This window comes from Sphingopyxis fribergensis, from assembly GCF_000803645.1.
Classification (GTDB): Bacteria; Pseudomonadota; Alphaproteobacteria; order Sphingomonadales; family Sphingomonadaceae; genus Sphingopyxis; species Sphingopyxis fribergensis.
This window is the reverse complement of sequence record NZ_CP009122.1, coordinates 1,488,792-1,504,733: the sequence shown is the minus strand read 5'-3', so window position 1 is coordinate 1,504,733 and position 15,942 is coordinate 1,488,792. Positions and strand designations below refer to the sequence as shown.

Annotated in this window: 18 protein-coding genes and 1 tRNA gene; 7 read left to right on the top strand and 12 right to left on the bottom strand. The window is 64.6% G+C overall.

What is annotated here, in order from left to right; all coding sequences use genetic code 11:
• Nucleotides 1-8: 8 nt before the first annotated feature.
• Nucleotides 9-1,283 carry a phosphopyruvate hydratase gene (eno, locus tag SKP52_RS07055; RefSeq protein WP_039573271.1) on the bottom strand — a complete coding sequence of 425 codons (1,275 nt, stop codon included), beginning with the start codon at nt 1,281-1,283 and terminating at the stop codon, nt 9-11.
• Between the two features lie 202 nt (nt 1,284-1,485).
• Here eno and SKP52_RS07050 point away from each other — a divergent pair, with 202 nt between their 5' ends.
• From SKP52_RS07050 to SKP52_RS07030, 5 genes are all read left to right on the top strand, one after another.
• Nucleotides 1,486-2,031 carry a hypothetical protein gene (locus SKP52_RS07050; protein WP_039573270.1) on the top strand — a complete coding sequence of 182 codons (546 nt, stop codon included), beginning with the start codon at nt 1,486-1,488 and terminating at the stop codon, nt 2,029-2,031.
• 7 nt (nt 2,032-2,038) lie between these two features.
• Nucleotides 2,039-2,503 carry a phage holin family protein gene (locus SKP52_RS07045; protein ID WP_039573267.1) on the top strand — a complete coding sequence of 155 codons (465 nt, stop codon included), beginning with the start codon at nt 2,039-2,041 and terminating at the stop codon, nt 2,501-2,503.
• The gene (locus tag SKP52_RS07040) at nt 2,487-2,876 is read left to right on the top strand and encodes a hypothetical protein (protein WP_039573264.1); all 390 of its coding nucleotides are present in this window, start codon (nt 2,487-2,489) and stop codon (nt 2,874-2,876) included. Before SKP52_RS07045 ends, SKP52_RS07040 begins: the two co-directional genes overlap by 17 nt.
• Nucleotides 2,860-3,222, top strand: a complete 363-nt coding sequence (locus SKP52_RS07035; RefSeq protein WP_039573261.1) for a hypothetical protein — start codon at nt 2,860-2,862, stop codon at nt 3,220-3,222. The genes SKP52_RS07040 and SKP52_RS07035 overlap by 17 nt, the downstream gene beginning before the upstream one ends.
• 85 nt (nt 3,223-3,307) lie before the next feature.
• Nucleotides 3,308-3,523, top strand: a complete 216-nt coding sequence (locus SKP52_RS07030; protein WP_039573258.1) for a DUF4170 domain-containing protein — start codon at nt 3,308-3,310, stop codon at nt 3,521-3,523.
• A 102-nt stretch (nt 3,524-3,625) separates the two neighbouring features.
• Here SKP52_RS07030 and SKP52_RS07025 read toward each other — a convergent pair whose 3' ends face one another.
• The 4 genes from SKP52_RS07025 to SKP52_RS07010 all read right to left on the bottom strand — a co-directional run bounded on the left by SKP52_RS07025 (nt 3,626) and on the right by SKP52_RS07010 (nt 7,846).
• Complete coding sequence (locus SKP52_RS07025) at nt 3,626-3,904, bottom strand: ETC complex I subunit (RefSeq protein WP_039573255.1); 279 nt, start codon at nt 3,902-3,904, stop codon at nt 3,626-3,628.
• A gap of 66 nt (nt 3,905-3,970) precedes the next feature.
• Complete coding sequence (gene hrpB / locus SKP52_RS07020; protein ID WP_039573252.1) at nt 3,971-6,433, bottom strand: ATP-dependent helicase HrpB; 2,463 nt, start codon at nt 6,431-6,433, stop codon at nt 3,971-3,973.
• On the bottom strand, nt 6,433-6,822 hold the full coding sequence (locus tag SKP52_RS07015; protein ID WP_228383852.1) for a DUF1801 domain-containing protein: 390 nt from the start codon (nt 6,820-6,822) through the stop codon (nt 6,433-6,435). Before SKP52_RS07015 ends, hrpB begins: the two co-directional genes overlap by 1 nt.
• A 10-nt stretch (nt 6,823-6,832) precedes the next feature.
• A complete protein-coding gene (locus SKP52_RS07010) occupies nt 6,833-7,846 on the bottom strand; it encodes a polyprenyl synthetase family protein (RefSeq protein ID WP_039573249.1) in 1,014 nt (337 codons plus the stop codon).
• Between the two features lie 104 nt (nt 7,847-7,950).
• Between SKP52_RS07010 and SKP52_RS07005 the strand changes: the two genes are divergently transcribed.
• Nucleotides 7,951-8,238 (top strand): chorismate mutase, encoded by a 288-nt coding sequence (locus tag SKP52_RS07005; protein ID WP_039573248.1) that lies wholly within the window; start codon nt 7,951-7,953, stop codon nt 8,236-8,238.
• Complete coding sequence (locus SKP52_RS07000; RefSeq protein WP_039573245.1) at nt 8,235-8,930, top strand: glutathione S-transferase N-terminal domain-containing protein; 696 nt, start codon at nt 8,235-8,237, stop codon at nt 8,928-8,930. The genes SKP52_RS07005 and SKP52_RS07000 overlap by 4 nt, the downstream gene beginning before the upstream one ends.
• Before the next feature lie 78 nt (nt 8,931-9,008).
• Here the strand turns inward: SKP52_RS07000 and SKP52_RS06995 are convergent, their stop codons facing one another.
• The 7 genes from SKP52_RS06995 to lon form a co-directional block, all read right to left on the bottom strand.
• The gene (locus SKP52_RS06995) at nt 9,009-9,887 is read right to left on the bottom strand and encodes an OmpA family protein (RefSeq protein ID WP_039573242.1); all 879 of its coding nucleotides are present in this window, start codon (nt 9,885-9,887) and stop codon (nt 9,009-9,011) included.
• A 216-nt stretch (nt 9,888-10,103) separates the two neighbouring features.
• Nucleotides 10,104-11,408: a sensor histidine kinase gene (locus SKP52_RS06990; protein WP_039580167.1), complete on the bottom strand. Its 1,305-nt coding sequence runs from the start codon at nt 11,406-11,408 to the stop codon at nt 10,104-10,106.
• 104 nt (nt 11,409-11,512) lie between these two features.
• Complete coding sequence (locus SKP52_RS06985; protein ID WP_039573238.1) at nt 11,513-12,178, bottom strand: response regulator transcription factor; 666 nt, start codon at nt 12,176-12,178, stop codon at nt 11,513-11,515.
• A 99-nt stretch (nt 12,179-12,277) separates the two neighbouring features.
• A complete protein-coding gene (locus SKP52_RS06980) occupies nt 12,278-12,586 on the bottom strand; it encodes a PepSY domain-containing protein (protein ID WP_039573236.1) in 309 nt (102 codons plus the stop codon).
• Between the two features lie 87 nt (nt 12,587-12,673).
• A tRNA-Val gene (locus SKP52_RS06975) sits at nt 12,674-12,748 on the bottom strand.
• Between the two features lie 184 nt (nt 12,749-12,932).
• Complete coding sequence (locus SKP52_RS06970) at nt 12,933-13,205, bottom strand: HU family DNA-binding protein (protein ID WP_037510426.1); 273 nt, start codon at nt 13,203-13,205, stop codon at nt 12,933-12,935.
• Between the two features lie 172 nt (nt 13,206-13,377).
• Complete coding sequence (gene lon / locus SKP52_RS06965) at nt 13,378-15,774, bottom strand: endopeptidase La (protein ID WP_039573233.1); 2,397 nt, start codon at nt 15,772-15,774, stop codon at nt 13,378-13,380.
• Between the last annotated feature and the right edge of the window lie 168 nt (nt 15,775-15,942).

Genomic DNA, 15,942 nt, shown 5'->3' with positions numbered 1-15,942 from the left:
CTTTGCGCTCAACCGAAAATCGACGCACCCGGATAGCGCGCCATGTCGCCCAGCTCTTCTTCGATACGGATCAGCTGGTTGTACTTGGCGAGCCGGTCGGAGCGGGCGAGGCTGCCGGTCTTGATCTGGCCGCAGTTGGTCGCGACCGCAAGGTCGGCGATCGTCGAATCCTCGGTTTCGCCCGAACGGTGCGACATGACGGCGGTGTAGCGCGCGCGGTGCGCCATATCGACCGCGTCGAGCGTTTCGGACAAAGTGCCGATCTGGTTGACCTTGACGAGCAAAGAGTTGGCGATGCCGTTTTCGATCCCGAAGCGCAGCCGTTCCGGGTTGGTCACGAAATTATCGTCACCGACGAGCTGGCAGGTGCTGCCGAGCAACGCGGTCAGCGCCTGCCAGCCGACGACATCGTCCTCGCTCATGCCATCCTCGATCGAACGGATCGGATAGTCTGCGGCCAGTTTGGCAAGATAGTCGGCCATCTGCTCGGGGCTGAGCGAGAGCGATTCACCGCGCAGCTCATATTTGCCGTCCTTGAAAAACTCGCTCGCCGCGCAATCGAGCGCGAGCACGACGTCGGTACCGAGCTTGAAGCCCGCCCGATCGACCGACGCGGCGATGAAGTCGAGCGCGTCGCGCGTCGAGGCAAGATCGGGCGCAAAACCGCCCTCATCGCCGACCGACGTGGACAGGCCCTTTTGCGACAGCCCCTTCTTCAGCGTGTGGAAAATCTCGGCTCCCCAGCGCACGGCTTCGGCGATGCTGCCGGCGCCGACGGGCATGATCATGAATTCCTGCACGTCGATCGGATTGTCGGCATGCTCGCCGCCGTTGATGATGTTCATCATCGGCACCGGTAGCGTGCGCGCCGACACGCCGCCGACATAGCGATAGAGCGGCAGCCCGCGCGCGTCGGCGGCCGCCTTCGCGGCGGCGAGGCTGACGCCGAGGATCGCATTGGCGCCGAGGCGGCTTTTGTTCGGGGTGCCGTCGAGGTCGATCATTGCCTGGTCGAGTTCGCGCTGATCCTCGGCATCGAGGCCGATCAGCGCTTCGGCGATATCGCCGTTCACGGCGGCAACCGCCTTGGTCACGCCCTTGCCGAGATAGCGGCTCTTGTCGCCGTCGCGCAGTTCGACCGCTTCATGCGCGCCGGTCGACGCGCCCGAGGGCACCGCGGCGCGGCCAAAGCTGCCGTCTTCGAGCAGGACATCGACTTCGACAGTCGGATTGCCGCGGCTATCGAGGATTTCGCGGCCGTGAATGTCGATGATGGCGGTCATGGAATATGTCCTGCTGAAGCCCTGCCGAAAGGGCGTAGGGAAAGGCGCCCGCCTGTTATCGGCGCCATGCCGCTAGTGCAACCATTGCATAGGAATTTTGCGAGCCTATGGAACCATTAGCCCCGTCTTGCTATATATTGAGGCAGGACCAAAGGGATGTTCGCCAGTGCGGCACCCGACATAAAAGAAGAGGACAACGCCGATGGCCAAAGCCGCTACTCCCGCGACCAAGAAAGTTGCCACCCCCCGTCCCAAGGCGCCTGCAAAGGCCGCCGCGACCAAGGCTGCCCCCGCGCGCAAGCCCGCGACCGTAAAAGCCGCCAAGGATCATCCGATCCGCGACCAGATCGCCGCGACGCGCGACACCATCAAATCCGAAGCATCGAAAAAGGCCGCCTCGCTGAAGCAGGAAGCCTCGACGCTGAAGAACCAGGCTTCGACCAAAGCGCGCGACGCCGCGAACAAAGGCAAGGACAAGGCAGCCGAAGCCGTTGGCAGCCTCGCCAAGCTGCTCGAAGACAGCGCCGGCACCGTCGATACCAAGTTCGGCAAGCAATATGGCGACTATGCCCGATCGGCCGCGACCACCGTTGCCGGCCTTGCGACGTCGCTCGACAAGAAAGATCTCGACGAGCTCGCCGCCTCGACGCGCGACATGGTCAAGAAGAACCCGGCAATCGCCGTCGGCGCCGCTACGGTGATCGGCTTCGTGCTGGCCCGTATGCTCAAGGGCAACTCGAACGATTGACCGGACCTTGGCCTCCGCAGATCCGAACACCCCGCCCACGCCCGACGCGCGCAGCTTCGACGGCATAAGTCACGGCTATGCGCCGGGCGGTCGTCCGGTCACGCCGCCGCCCGTCCCGCTCGAAAAAATTGTCGGCGATGTCGTCGACAATCTTTCGGCGACGGCACGGGCGGAGTTTGCGCTGATCGAGGCGCGAGGCGAACTCGCGCTGCATGGCGCCAGCCGCGCTGCGATCTGGGGCGGCGTCGCGGCTACCGCCGCCGGCGTGGCATTATTGGCGCTTGCATTCGGCGCGATATTGGCGCTGTCGCCACACCTTGGCCCACTGCTGTCGACATTGATCGTTGTCAGCGTTCTACTCGTCATTGCCGCTTTTGCGGGGTGGCGCGCACAGCTCAGCTATGGGGACATTCGCACCGCGCTTCGCCGCGACTTGACGAACGAAGGGATGGACGATGCCGCGGACGCGTAATCGCCTGATCGCCGCCGCGCGTCGCTCGATGCTGCAACGCGCGGAGTTGCACCGCCGGCTCGACGTCGCGCGCGCGGCTCTCAAACCCAGCGCGCTCGTCGATCGCGGCAAATACCGCATCGGTGAAAAGGTCGATGACACAGCCCACGCGGTGCAGGAGCAATTTCGCAACAATCGCCTTCCCATCGCGCTTGCTGCGGCGGCGGGCCTTGCATGGTTGCTGCGCGAACCGATCAAGGAACATGCGCCTCGTCTGACGAAAAAAATTCAGGATTTGGCGACAGGCGTCGCCGATCATTTTCGTTCCCCCGATGTATCGGCGGACGCGGATGACATCGAAACATTGGAGGAAGAAGATGAAGCCGTTCGGTGAAACCGCCCGCGAAACGCGTGCCAAAGCGAGTGAATTGGCGGAGAAAACCGCCGAGAATGCACGACTGACCGCCGAGGCGGCAAAGGCGCGCATCCAGGATGGCTATGGCCGCGCCCGCGCCGCGACCGAAGACCTTGCCGCCAAGGCGAGCGAACAGGCCGGCGTCGCCCGCGAAGCCGCCGGCGAAGTCTATGAGAAGGGGAAGGCACAGGCCAAGCGCGCAAACAGCAAGTTGAAGGACGCGGCCGAAAAGCAGCCGCTGGCGCTCGTCGCCGGGGCGGTCGCAATCGGTGCGCTGCTCGGCTCGCTGCTGCCTAAAGGTCGCAAGGAAGATCCCGACAGCTGAGGACAGCTGACTTGCTTATTCGCCCGTTGCGGAATAGGGGGCTGCGCTTCCCCTCCCCAAGACTTTTACCGGCAGGAATCCGAAGATGAGCAAGCTTCACCTGGTTTTCGGCGGACGCGTCAGCGACCCGCAGGGCCTCGACTTTACCGACCTTCACAACCTCGACGTCGTGGGCCTCTATCCCGACTACAAGTCCGCCGAAAAGGCGTGGCGCAGCGCGGCGCAGCGCACGGTCGACGATGCCGAAATGAAATATGTCGTCGTCCACCTGCACAAACTGCTACAGCCCGACAGCGAATAAATAGCTCGTCATTGCGAGCGCAGCGAAGCAATCCAGCGCGGTTTACGCATATTCTGGATTGCCGCGTCGCCTTCGGCTCCTCGCAATGACGATGGGTGGTATTTACCGGAAATTGTCTGCGTAGGCCTGGATTTTCAACGTGCGAACGGGGGTCGCGACCACCTCGGCCTCAATGCCATTGCGGTTCGCATAGGCGACCGCCTCTTCCTGGCTCGCGAAGCCAAGGCGCAGCTGGCGCTGCGTATCGCCGCTGCCCGACCAGCCCATCAACGGATCGGCCTTACGCGCTTCGGCAGGGGCAAATTCCAGCATCCAGCGCTGCGTTCCGGCACGCCCCGACTGCATCGCATTCTTGGGCTTCTGGAAAATACGCGCTTTCATCGGGGTCGTCCTGTAACTGGGGCCTGACCCCCGCCTTAGCGCCAACCGGCGGCTGCGAAAAGAGGCCTATTGCGCATCGCGCCGCGCCTGCGCCGCTTTGGTCATCAAGCTGGGCCGCGCGTTCGCCGGATCGTCGGGCCAATTATGCTTGGGATAGCGCCCGCGCATCTCCCGCGCCACGTCATGCCAGCTGCCGCTCCAGAAGGAGACAAGATCGCGCGTCGTTTGAATCGGGCGGTGCGCGGGCGAGGTCAGCGCGAGCACCAACGGCACCGGCGGATCGCCGATCGTCGGATGACGCGCGAGCCCGAACAGTTCCTGCACGCGCACGCTGACCGTCGGCCCGCCGTCGGCGCCATAGTCGATCGGATGCCGGCTGCCGACGGGCGTCGTATAATCAGCCGGAGCATGTTTCTCGAGCAATTGCCGCGCCGGCCAGTCGAGCATCGCCGTCAGCGCGTCGGTCAGCTTGCGGTCCCCGATGTCACGAAGACCGCGGCAACCCGCGAGCAAAGGCTCCAGCCAAAGATCGACGCTGTCGGCAAGCGCGCCCGTCGATAGCGCGTCGATCCCCGCATAGGAGGCGCGCTGGCGCAGCGCCTGCGACGCCGGGCCCCAGCCAATGAGCCCAAGCCCCTTGCCGCGCACCGCCGCCATGCGCACCGCGATATCGTCCTCGGCATTTTCGCTGCGCCCCCCCTGCCCACTCGCCAGCGCAATCGCGCCGAGCCGCCGTTCGCGGCGATGGTCGACGCGGTCGCTTGTCGCATCATAGCTGCTCGCCGAATGCTGGGCGATCCGGTCGGCAAAGATCGCCTCGACCTCGGCCTGATCGATCGGCGCCGCGGCGAGGATGCGCACCCCTGCGGCGTGGCCCTGCGCATCGGCGATCGCGAGCCATTCGCTGCCCGCGAGCGGATCGACCGCATCGATACGGTAAGCCCGCCCGCCGACGCTGAGATATTCGCCGCGCTGTCCCGAACGCTGGCGTGCGACGCGGTCGGGCCAAGCGGTCGCGATCCAGCCGCCGATCGAGCGCGGTTCGACATCGCCCGTCCCGGCTGCCAGCTTCTCTCCGATCGTCGCAAGCCGGCGCGCGAGGCGCCAAGCGCCTTCGCTGCGCTCGTTGCGCTGACCGCGCCAGCGCCCCAGCCGCGCTTCGACATCGGCGCCGCGTCCGCCGAGCCCGGGCTCGGTCAGCAGCACCGCAAGCCGCGCGGCCATCTCCCCCTCACCTGCCCGCGCCGCGTCGAGCAGCATATGCGCCAGCGGTACCGGCAACGGGATCGCCGCAAGCGCCTTGCCGTGCTCCGTAATGCGGCCATCGTCATTCAGCGCGCCGATCGCCTGCAACCGCGCCTTCGCTTCGGAGATCGCGGCGGGCGACGGCGGATCGAGCCAGCCAAGTTGGCGCGGGTCGACAATGCCCCAACTCGCGCAATCGAGCACGACGGGCATCAGGTCGTTCTCGTGGATTTCGGGCGGGTCGAACGGCGGCATGCCCGCGGTCGCCGCGGCTTCCCACAGGCGGTAGGCGACCCCCGGCCCCTGCCGTGCCGCACGCCCCGCGCGCTGGGTCGCCGACGCCTGGCTCGCGCGCTCGGTGACGAGGCGCGCAATACCCGCCGCCTTGTCGAAGCGCGGGCGGCGCGACAGTCCGGCGTCGATCACGATCCGCACGCCGTCGATCGTCAGGCTGGTTTCGGCAATGCTCGTCGCGAGGATCAGCTTGCGTCGCCCGTCGGCGTCGCGGACGAGCGCCTTTCGCTGCAGCGCAGGGTCGATCTGGCCGTGCAGGCGGTGGACGACGAGCGGCAGGCGCGCCCCCTCGACCGCGGTGGCCGTGCGCTCGATATCGGCGGCGCCGGGCAGGAACGCCAGCATGTCGCCCTCGGACTCTTCGGTGAGAGCCTGCCGCACCGCGCCCAGCACGGAAGCCTCGAGCCTGTCCTCGGCGCGGCGGCCGATATGGCGCAGGTCGAGCGGCCAGATCTTGCCCTCGCTCTTCACCACCGGCGCATTGCCGAGCAGCGCGCCGAAGCGCACGCCGTCGAGCGTCGCCGACATTGCTACGAGGCGGAGGTCGTCGCGCAGCCCCTGCTGTGCGTCGATCGCGAGCGCGAGCGCAAAATCGCCGTCGAGGCTGCGTTCGTGGACCTCGTCGAAGAGCACCGCCGACACGCCCGACAGTTCGGGATCGGCGAGGATGCGGTTGCGGAACAGGCCGGGCGTCATCACCAGTAGCCGCGTCGATGCCGACTGCTTGCTGTCGAGACGTGTCGCATAGCCGACGATGCCGCCAACCGCGGTCCCCATTTCCTCGGCGATCCGCTCCGCCGCCGCGCGCGCGGCAAGTCGACGCGGCGAGAGCAGCCAGACATGTCCCTTGCACCATGGCTGATCGAGCAGCGCGGGGGCAACGCGCGTCGTCTTCCCCGCGCCGGGCGGCGCGACGACAACGGCGTTCGGCTTGAGCGTCAGCGCCGCCATGATGTCGGGCAGCACAACGTCGATCGGCAGCGGCTGCATCAGGCGCGTACCGACGGATCGCCCAGTTCGGCGTTGAGGCGAAAGGCCTCGGCGGCGAGACGTTCGACCGTCGCGGGCGTCACCTCGGTCGCTTCGGTCATCACCAGATTGCCGAGCTCATATTTGCCGCTCGCCCTGATCCGCGGTTCGAGCGCGCGCAGCCGCTTGCCGCGCCAAAAGCCGAGCAGCATCCGATGCTCCTCCGCACGGATCAGGATGCACGGACCATTCGCCATGAAGACGAGGTTCGTCCATTTGATCGTCTCTTCGAACGGAGCAGCGCGCAGGATCGCTCCGCGCATCATTTCGGCACGCTCGCGCTGCCAGTCCGATAGCGCGGCGATATATGCGTCGGGATTGTCCGCTACAGGGCCCATTCCCATCGCCATCAGGCGCGGTTCAATAGGCGCGCGCGACGGCGAAGGCGACCGCCTCGGTCAGCGTCGCCTTGGCCTGACTCGCGCGGAAGCCGCCAATCGCATCGACCGCGCGCTGGCCATAATGGCGCGCGCGGGCGAGCGTGTCGGCGATCGTATCATGCTTGTGGAGCAGGCTGGTCGCGTGCGCCAGATCCTCGTCGGACGTGCGGTGGCCGGTGATCGCGAGCTGCCAGAATTCGCGCTCCGCCGCATCGCCGCGCGCATAAGCGAGGATGACGGGCAAGGTGACCTTGCCGTCGCGGAAATCGTCGCCGACCCCTTTGCCCATCGTTTCGGCGTCCGAAACATAGTCGATCGCATCGTCGACGAGCTGAAAGGCGATGCCGAGGTTGCGGCCATAGGCGTCGAGCGCGGCTTCGGTCGCCTCGTCGCGCTCGGCGACGACCGCGGCGATCTTGCATGCCGCAGCGAACAACTCGGCGGTCTTGGCGTTGATGATCGCGAGATATTGGTCCTCACTCGTCTCGATCCGGCGCTGCGCGGAGAGCTGGTTGACCTCACCCTCCGCGATCACCGCCGACGCGCGCGAGAGGATTTTGAGCACCTTCAGCGAGCCATCCTCAACCATCACTTCGAACGCGCGACTGAACAGGAAATCGCCGACGAGCACCGACGCGCTGTTGCCCCAGATCAGGTTCGCGGTCTTGCGGCCCCGGCGCAGGTCCGACTTGTCGACGACGTCGTCGTGGAGCAGCGTCGCGGTATGGATAAATTCAACCGCCGCGGCGAGCTTGCAGTGGCGGCGGCCCGGATAGTCGAGCAGCTTGCCGCACGCGAGCGTGAGCATCGGGCGCATCCGCTTGCCGCCGCCCGCAATCAGGTGGCCTGCGAGTTCGGGGATCAGCGGCACTTCGGATTGCATGCGGTCGAGAATGACCGAATTCACCTCGTTCATATCGGCGGCGACAAGCGCCATCATCGGGTCGAGCGAAGGCGGACGATCGCCGTGGAGGAGGTGTATCTCGGCAGTCATAACGCGGCGAGCCTTGGCGCCGCAGTCACGATTTTGCAACGACTTTCGGCTTGCCAGTATGGGTGCGACGGTGCCAAGCGGTCCGGGCAAGAGAGGAGCCGCGCATGGTCGACCAGTTGAGCCGTTACCGCCAAAGCATCGACAATATCGACGCGGCGCTCGTTTATATGCTCGCCGAACGTTTCAAGGTGACCAAGGCGGTGGGCGAACTCAAGGCCCGCGAGGGCCTGCCCCCCGCCGACCCCAATCGTGAAGAGCGCCAGATCGAACGGCTGCGTGAGCTAGCTCGCGATGCCGACCTCGACCCCGATTTCACCGAAAAGTTCCTGCGGTTCATCATCGACGAGGTGATCCGCCATCATCAGCAAGCCAAGCGGGAGCAAAGCGCGTGAGCGTCGACCATCCGATCTTCGCGCGCTGGCCCGCGCAGCACCCCGACCGGATCCAGCTTTTCTCCGCCCCGACGCCCAACGGGGTGAAAGCGGGGATCATGCTCGAAGAAACCGGCCTCGCTTACGAACCGCACCGCATCGACATCATGGCCAACGAGAGCCATGACCCGGCGTTCCTCGCGCTCAATCCCAACGGCAAGATCCCGGCGATCTACGACCCTGCGGGACCGAACGGCAAGCCGCTGGCGCTGTTCGAATCGGGCGCGATCCTGCTCTATCTCGCCGACAAAAGCGGCCAGTTCATTTCGGCAGACCCGAACATGCGCTACGAGACGATCCAGTGGGTGATGTGGCAGATGGGCGGCGTCGGCCCCATGTTCGGCCAGCTCGGCTTTTTCCACAAATTCGCCGGACGCGAATATGAGGATAAGCGCCCACGCGACCGCTACGCTGCCGAATCGACGCGGTTGCTGGCCGTGCTCGATGATCGACTCTCAAGTCGCGAGTGGGTGATGGGCGCCGATTACAGCATCGCCGACATTTCTCTGCTCGGTTGGGTGCGCAACCTGATCGGCTTTTACGAAGCGCGAGACATCGTCGGCTTCGATCGCTTCGCGCATGTCCAGCGGTGGCTTGAGGCGGGCCTTGCGCGGCCGGCGGTGCAGCGCGGGCTGGAAGTCACCGCGACCTGAAAGCGCCGCGAACGGAAGCGACCCAATAGCCGCTTCCGACGAGGAAGCCGGGGTGAGCATAGCCCACCCCCGCGCATCTTACATGCCGTCGAGGCCCTTGCTGACCAGAATGTTCACCGCAACGCGGCGATTCTGGGCCTTACCTTCCGCCGTCGTGTTGTCCGCCGCCGGGTCGGCTTCGGCCATCCCGGTGGGGGTCAGCATGCGATAAGGCTTCCAGCCGCATGCCTGCTGAAGATGATTGACGACGCGGCTCGCGCGCTTTTCGCTAAGCACCTGGTTGAGCTCCTGGCTTCCGGTCGAATCGGTGTAGCCGACGACGAGCAGTAGCGCGTTGTCCATGCCTTCGGCCTGCGTTGCCGCGCTGCAAAGATCGGCCTTCGCCTGCTCGGTCAGCACCGCCTTGCCGGTGGCGAAGTTCACGTTTGTCGTGCCCTTGACGTTATACTGGTCGATGTCGCCGACGCGGCTGCGCAGCGCCTCGGTCGCGGCGGTCTGCTCGGCGAAGCGCTGGTCGGTGCCGGTGCGGATCATCGATGCGGTGCGGAGGTCTTTGCTCTTGAGCTCGACCTGGCTCGCCACGAGGCCGCCGTCCCACTGCAAGGTGTCGATGGTGACGGGCAGACCGTTGAGCAGTTGATCCGAGGCCAGCTTGTCGCGGTTGAGGCCGAGGAAGCCGCCGCTGCTCTTGATTTTCGTATAGTCGGCGATTGCGATGGTGGTGCTGTTGCCGTCGGCGGTCGCAACCTTGATGCGGCCATCGGTGCGCGCGGCGATGATGCCTTCGACCTTGGGTCCCTTGGTCATCTGGTCAGGCGAAGGCAGCGTACCGACGACGGTTGCCATGACTTCGCCGCCATCATTGTCCTGCTGCTGTGCCGCGACGCCGACCGTCGCCGTCCCGGCCAGCATAGCCAGCGCCAACAGCGCCCCCGAACCCTTGGTAAATGCACCCATACCCTACTCCTTCAATTGGATTGGCAGGGCCGCAAATGGTCTTGTGGCCCTTTCTGGCACAAGAATACTCGCGGCGGCGGCGAAAGTTGCGCGAGTTGGCGCGGCTGTCGCACGGCGCGCCGATAAGCCTGTGTCGCACAAGCGGAATTTTTTTTCATTTTCGGTCGCTGAAAATGGAAGTCGGATCGAATTGACTGCGAAAAAGCGCTCCGGCCGCTACGCTGCCGGCAACCTCAGCCGGACCATCAGCCCGCCCAAATCCTCACTCTCCTCGAGCGTAATACTGCCGCCATAGATTTCGGCGACATCACGGACGATGGCGAGGCCCAATCCCGTTCCCGGCTTGCCGCTGTCGAGCCGGACGCCGCGGTCGAAGATGCGTTCGCGGTCGGCGGGTGAGATGCCGGTGCCGTCGTCCTCGATCAGGATTTCGGCCATCCCGTCTTCGCGTCCGACCGTGACGAAGACGCTGCCACCGCCATATTTGGCCGCATTTTCTAGCAGATTTCCCACCAGTTCGTCGAGATCTTGCCGTTCGACCCGGACGACGACGCTCTTGTCGCCGGCCGCATCGAGCCGCGTTTCGGGATAAAGCGCCGCGACCGCGCGCGACACGCTGTTCACACTGTCCCACACGACCGCGCGCGCCTGCGCTGCGCCGCGCCGTCCGACCGCGCGCGCGCGCGCAAGGTGGTGGTCGACCTGCCGCTGCATCGTCGCGGCCTCGCGCCGTACGGTTTCGGCGAGCTCAGATTTCGAGCTCGTCGCGCTGTTGACGAGGACGGTGAGCGGGGTCTTGAGCGCGTGTGCGAGGTTGCCCGCGTGGAGCCGTGCTTCTTCCGCCTGTTTCTCGTTATGCGCGAGCAGCGCGTTCAGCTCGTCCACCATCGGCTGCACCTCCAGCGGCAAAGGGGCGTCGACGCGCCGGTTCTGCCCGCCGCGCATTGCCGCGATCGCACGGCGAATGTGACGCAGCGGCCACAGGCCGTAAAAGGTCTGGAGCGCCGCGAGGATGATGAGCCCGAGGCCGAGCAAGGCGAGACTGGGGATCAGCGTTTGTCGCACGGCGCCGACCTGCGCATCGAGCGCCTCGCGCGATTGTGCGATCTGGTATCGCCAATTGGTCTTGCTGCCGGGCAGGATAACGTTGCGTTCGAGCACGCGCAGTTCCTCTTCGGGAAACTGGTTGCTGTCATAGGTGTGGATCTGGTTGTCGACATGCGGCGTCGGTGCCTTCAGCGAGCGTTCCCACAAGGAACGCGAGCGATAGGGTTCCTGATTGCCACCGCTGATCTGCCAATAAAGGCCGCTATAGGGTTCGAGGAAGCGCTGGTCGCCGAGCGGCTCGACCAGCCGCACCTCGCCGTCGGGGCCGATCTCCGACGACCGGATCATCGCGATCAGCACATATTCGAGGCTCGAATCGAAATTGCGCGTGATCGCCCCGGTCAGCACGCGGTCGAGCGCAAAGCCGCCGCCGATCAGCAGCACCGAAATCCACAGTGCCGCGATCGCGATCATGCGCCGCGCGAGCGAGCCGGTGATGCGACTGGTCAGCGCCGCCGGTTTGTCCGCCGCGTCCGGGTCTTCTGCGACCGCCGGGGCGACGTCGGCTTCGGCCATGCTTATCCCTGCGGATCGTCGAGCTGGTAGCCAAGCCCGCGGATCGTCGTGATGATATCGGCGCCGAGTTTCTTGCGGATGCGCGTCACGAACACTTCGATCGTGTTCGAATCGCGGTCGAAGTCCTGGTCGTAGATATGCTCGATCAGTTCGGTGCGCGACACGACCTTGCCCTTGTGGTGGAGCAGGTATGACAGCAATTTATATTCCTGCGCGGTGAGCTTCACGGGAGCGCCGTCGAGCGTGACACGGCCCGAGCGCGTGTCGAGGCGCACCGGGCCCGCGATCAGCTCGCTCGACGCATTACCCGCGGCGCGGCGGATCAGCGCGCGCAGGCGCGCGATCAGCTCTTCGGTCTGGAACGGCTTGGCGAGATAATCGTCGGCGCCGGCATCGAGCCCGGCGACCTTGTCGGACCAGCTATCGCGCGCAGTCAGGACGAGCACCGGAAAGTTGCGCTTTTCGCGGCGCCAGCGGTCAAGCACGGTCAGCCCGTCGATTTCAGGCAGGCCGAGATCGAGGATTGCCGCGTCGTAATTTTCGGTGGAGCCGAGGAAATGGCCGTCCTCGCCATCGGTCGCGAGGTCCACGGCATAGCCGGCGCCTTCCAGCGTCGCCTTCAGCTGCGGGCCCAGCGTGGGTTCGTCTTCGACAATCAAGATCCGCATTCAGGCGCCTTTCCGTTGCGCACCGGGCAGCCCGGTCGCATGTTTCGACTGTGTATCAAGTCCGAACGATCATCGCAAAATGTCGTTGCAGCAAAGATGTCAGGGTTTGCGACCCACGATCCGGCCGGTGCGGGCATCGACATAGACGACCACGACCTGGCTGCCGTCCATGAATTTCAGGGCATAGATCATCCGCCCCGCGTCGAATTGCGGACCGCCGAGATAGGTCATGTCATTATAGGGCGGGCGCGAGCGGACGTCGGCGATCAGCTTGTTCAGCGGAATCACCTGCCCCTGCGCCGCCGCCTGGCGAAGATTATCCTGGTCGCGGTCGCCGCGCGCGGCCGCGGGCGCCGCTGCCGATAGCAGCAGCGCGGAGGCGAGAGAAAAGGTCAGCGTGCGGATCATGGCCGTTTCTCTAATGCCGGAGCATTGAATAGGTGATGAATGGACGGGTCATCCCCGGTTTCGTTTTCCGCCATGGCCAGAAAGCCATGGTGGGCGCGACAGGGATTGAACCTGTGACCCCACCCGTGTGAAGGGTGTGCTCTACCGCTGAGCTACGCGCCCGATCGGGACGGACCGAAGGCCCGGCGTCCGAAAGCCGGACGTCCATAGCCGCTGCGACGGTGATTGCAACGGGCATTTGCTCAATCTTCACGTACAAACCCCATGGATCCCACCCGGCAGATACAAATCGGGCCGCAGCTTGCGCCACGGCCCGAGATGATTTCACCAGAAGGTGCCGTCGGGCTTAGTTGACGGCGTCCTTGAGGGCCTTGCCGGCCTTGAACTTCGGCTGGTTCGACGCCGCGATGGTCATCGTTTCGCCGGTGCGCGGGTTGCGACCGGTCGATGCCTTGCGCTTGCTGACCGCGAAGGTGCCGAAGCCAACGAGACGGACTTCGCCGCCCTTCTTCAGCGAACCGGTGATCGCGTCGAACACGGCCTCGACGGCTTTGCTCGCATCACCCTTGGTCAGGCCGCTCGAATCAGCGACGGCGGCGATCAGGTCTTGTTTGTTCATGCCTAAGGAACCCCTGCAATATGGTTGGTTTAATGATTCTCATGGCCCGAAGCCATGGCGCGTCACTAACGATGTTTAGCCCTGCCTTGTCAAAGCAAAAAAGGGCGAAAAACGCGCCAAAACGTCGATTTTGCGACGAATTTGGGGCGAAATGCTATGAAGCGCGCTCGACTCAGTGCCGAATCGTCGTTTCCGGGTCGGTTCCGGCCGTAACCGGGGGCGATGCGGCAAGCTCGTCGGCCTCGGTCCATTCGATCGGCACGACCGGGGACACCAGCGCCACGGCAAGCACTTCGTCGACATGGCTGACCGGGATGATCTTCAGGCCCGTCGTGATATTCGCCGGAATTTCAACAAGGTCTTTCTCGTTTTCCTCGGGGATCAGCACTGTGGTGATGCCGCCGCGCAGCGCCGCGAGCAGCTTTTCCTTTAGCCCCCCGATCGCAAGGACGCGCCCGCGCAGCGTGACTTCGCCGGTCATCGCGACATCGCGGCGCACCGCAATGCCGGTCAGCGTCGAAATCATCGCGGTGACCATGCCGACACCCGCCGACGGGCCGTCCTTCGGCACCGCGCCTTCGGGCAAGTGGATGTGGATGTCCTTGCGCGCGAACAGGCTGGGCTTGATGCCATAGGCCGGGGCGCGCGCCTTCACGAACGACAGCGCCGCCTGCACCGATTCGGTCATCACTTCGCCGAGCTTGCCGGTGGTGCGTACCTGGCCCTTGCCCGACGCTGTGACGGCTTCGATCGTCAGCAATTCGCCGCCAACCTCGGTCCATGCCAGCCCGGTGACCGCGCCAACCTGGTCTTCGAGGTCGCCCATACCGTGGCGGAATTTACGGACGCCCGCGAATTCGGACAGATTCTCGGGCGTTACCGTGACGCTTTCCGCCTTCCCCTCAAGGATGCGGCGCAGCGCCTTGCGCGCCAGACGCGCAATCTCGCGCTCGAGCGTGCGGACGCCGGCTTCTCGGGTGTAGTAACGAATGAGGTCACGCAGACCTTCGTCGGTCAGCTCAAATTCGCCGGCCTTCAGCCCATGCGCCTCGACCTGCTTCGCGATGAGGTGCAGCTTGGCGATCTCGACCTTCTCGTCCTCGGTGTAACCTTCGAGCCGGATGATCTCCATGCGGTCGAGCAAGGGCTGCGGCAGGTTCAGCGAGTTGGCCGTCGTCACGAACATCACGTCACTAAGGTCGACGTCCACTTCCAGATAATGGTCCTGGAACTTGCCATTCTGTTCGGGGTCGAGCACCTCGAGCAGCGCCGACGCCGGATCGCCGCGGAAATCCTGCCCGAGCTTGTCGATTTCGTCGAGCAGGAACAGCGGGTTCATCGTGCCGGCCTTTTTGAGGTTCGTCACGATCTTGCCCGGCAGCGAGCCGATATACGTACGGCGATGGCCGCGAATTTCGGCCTCGTCGCGGACGCCGCCGAGGGACTGGCGCACGAATTCGCGCCCCGTTGCTTTCGCAATGCTGCGGCCGAGCGAGGTCTTGCCGACGCCCGGCGGGCCGACGAGGCAGAGGATCGGACCCTTCAGCTTGTTGGTGCGCGCCTGGACGGCCAGATATTCGACAATCCGGTCCTTGACCTTTTCGAGCGCATAATGGTCGTCGTCGAGGACGGCCTGCGCCTTCGCAATATCCTTTTTGAGTTTCGACTTCTTGCCCCACGGCAGGCCGATCAGCGTGTCGAGATAGTTGCGGACAACGGTCGCCTCGGCCGACATCGGCGCCATCGCGCGCAGCTTCTTGAGTTCAGCCTGCGCCTTCGCCTTGGCTTCCTTCGACATTTTGAGGCTGTCGATCTTGAGCTGAAGTTCGGCCAGGTCGTCGCCGCCCTCGCCATTGTCGTTGCCAAGCTCGCGCTGGATCGCCTTCAACTGTTCGTTGAGATAATATTCGCGCTGGCTCTTTTCCATCTGGCGCTTCACGCGGCCGCGAATCTTCTTTTCGACCTGCAGCACGCCAAGCTCGCCTTCCATGAAGGCGAAGACCATTTCGAGTCGCTTCGACGGCGCATCCTCGACGAGCAAAGCCTGCTTGTCGGAAACCTTGATGTTGAGATTGCCCGCAACCGAATCGGCGAGGCGCGAGGCGTCCTCAATCTGCGACAGCTGTACCGCGGTTTCGGCGGGCATCTTCTTGTTGAGCTTGGCGTAATTTTCGAACTGGTCGACGACCGAACGCATCAGCGCTGCGGTATCGACGCTGTCGTCAATCGTGTCGCCGACGGGCTTCACGCTCGCCATCACCGCCTTGTCTTCGTTGGCGAGCGACAGCAGTTTCGCGCGCTCCTTGCCTTCGACGAGCACGCGGACGGTGCCATCGGGCAGCTTCAACAGCTGGAGCACGGTGGCGATCACGCCGACGTCATAAAGGTCGTCGCGCTGCGGATCGTCTTCGCCCGGATCGAGCTGCGCGACGAGGAAGATTTCCTTGTCCGACTCCATCGCGGTTTCGAGCGCGGCGACCGAGCGGTCACGTCCAACAAAAAGCGGCACGATCATGTGCGGGAAAACGACGATGTCACGCAGCGGAAGAAGGGGATAAGATTGCGTCATTACGGCTCCTGGACGGGCCCCGCGACCGGGCGCTCCGCCCTTCTTATAGGGTGTTCATCGCTAATATGGCGTAAGTTGGCACGCATTCAATGTCGGAGTGCTGAACGGAAGGACGGATCGCATCCGTTATTCTGTCAACCCGGCGAAGGCCGGGATCCACCCTTGCGT

Bases quoted from the DNA above. Each gene is read 5' to 3' on its own strand.
- SKP52_RS06990 (WP_039580167.1), bottom strand. From the start codon at position 11,408: ATGATCGCGATCGCGGCACTGTGGATTTCGGTGCTGCTGATCGGCGGC.
- SKP52_RS06970 (WP_037510426.1), bottom strand. From the start codon at position 13,205: ATGAACAAACAAGACCTGATCGCCGCCGTCGCTGATTCGAGCGGCCTG.
- SKP52_RS07050 (WP_039573270.1), top strand. From the start codon at position 1,486: ATGGCCAAAGCCGCTACTCCCGCGACCAAGAAAGTTGCCACCCCCCGT.
- lon (WP_039573233.1), bottom strand. From the start codon at position 15,774: ATGACGCAATCTTATCCCCTTCTTCCGCTGCGTGACATCGTCGTTTTC.
- SKP52_RS07025 (WP_039573255.1), bottom strand. From the start codon at position 3,904: ATGAAAGCGCGTATTTTCCAGAAGCCCAAGAATGCGATGCAGTCGGGG.
- eno (WP_039573271.1), bottom strand. From the start codon at position 1,283: ATGACCGCCATCATCGACATTCACGGCCGCGAAATCCTCGATAGCCGC.
- SKP52_RS07010 (WP_039573249.1), bottom strand. From the start codon at position 7,846: ATGACTGCCGAGATACACCTCCTCCACGGCGATCGTCCGCCTTCGCTC.
- SKP52_RS06985 (WP_039573238.1), bottom strand. From the start codon at position 12,178: ATGCGGATCTTGATTGTCGAAGACGAACCCACGCTGGGCCCGCAGCTG.
- SKP52_RS07030 (WP_039573258.1), top strand. From the start codon at position 3,308: ATGAGCAAGCTTCACCTGGTTTTCGGCGGACGCGTCAGCGACCCGCAG.
- SKP52_RS07040 (WP_039573264.1), top strand. From the start codon at position 2,487: ATGCCGCGGACGCGTAATCGCCTGATCGCCGCCGCGCGTCGCTCGATG.
- SKP52_RS06980 (WP_039573236.1), bottom strand. From the start codon at position 12,586: ATGATCCGCACGCTGACCTTTTCTCTCGCCTCCGCGCTGCTGCTATCG.
- SKP52_RS07015 (WP_228383852.1), bottom strand. From the start codon at position 6,822: ATGGCGATGGGAATGGGCCCTGTAGCGGACAATCCCGACGCATATATC.
- SKP52_RS07005 (WP_039573248.1), top strand. From the start codon at position 7,951: ATGGTCGACCAGTTGAGCCGTTACCGCCAAAGCATCGACAATATCGAC.
- hrpB (WP_039573252.1), bottom strand. From the start codon at position 6,433: ATGCAGCCGCTGCCGATCGACGTTGTGCTGCCCGACATCATGGCGGCG.
- SKP52_RS06995 (WP_039573242.1), bottom strand. From the start codon at position 9,887: ATGGGTGCATTTACCAAGGGTTCGGGGGCGCTGTTGGCGCTGGCTATG.
- SKP52_RS07035 (WP_039573261.1), top strand. From the start codon at position 2,860: ATGAAGCCGTTCGGTGAAACCGCCCGCGAAACGCGTGCCAAAGCGAGT.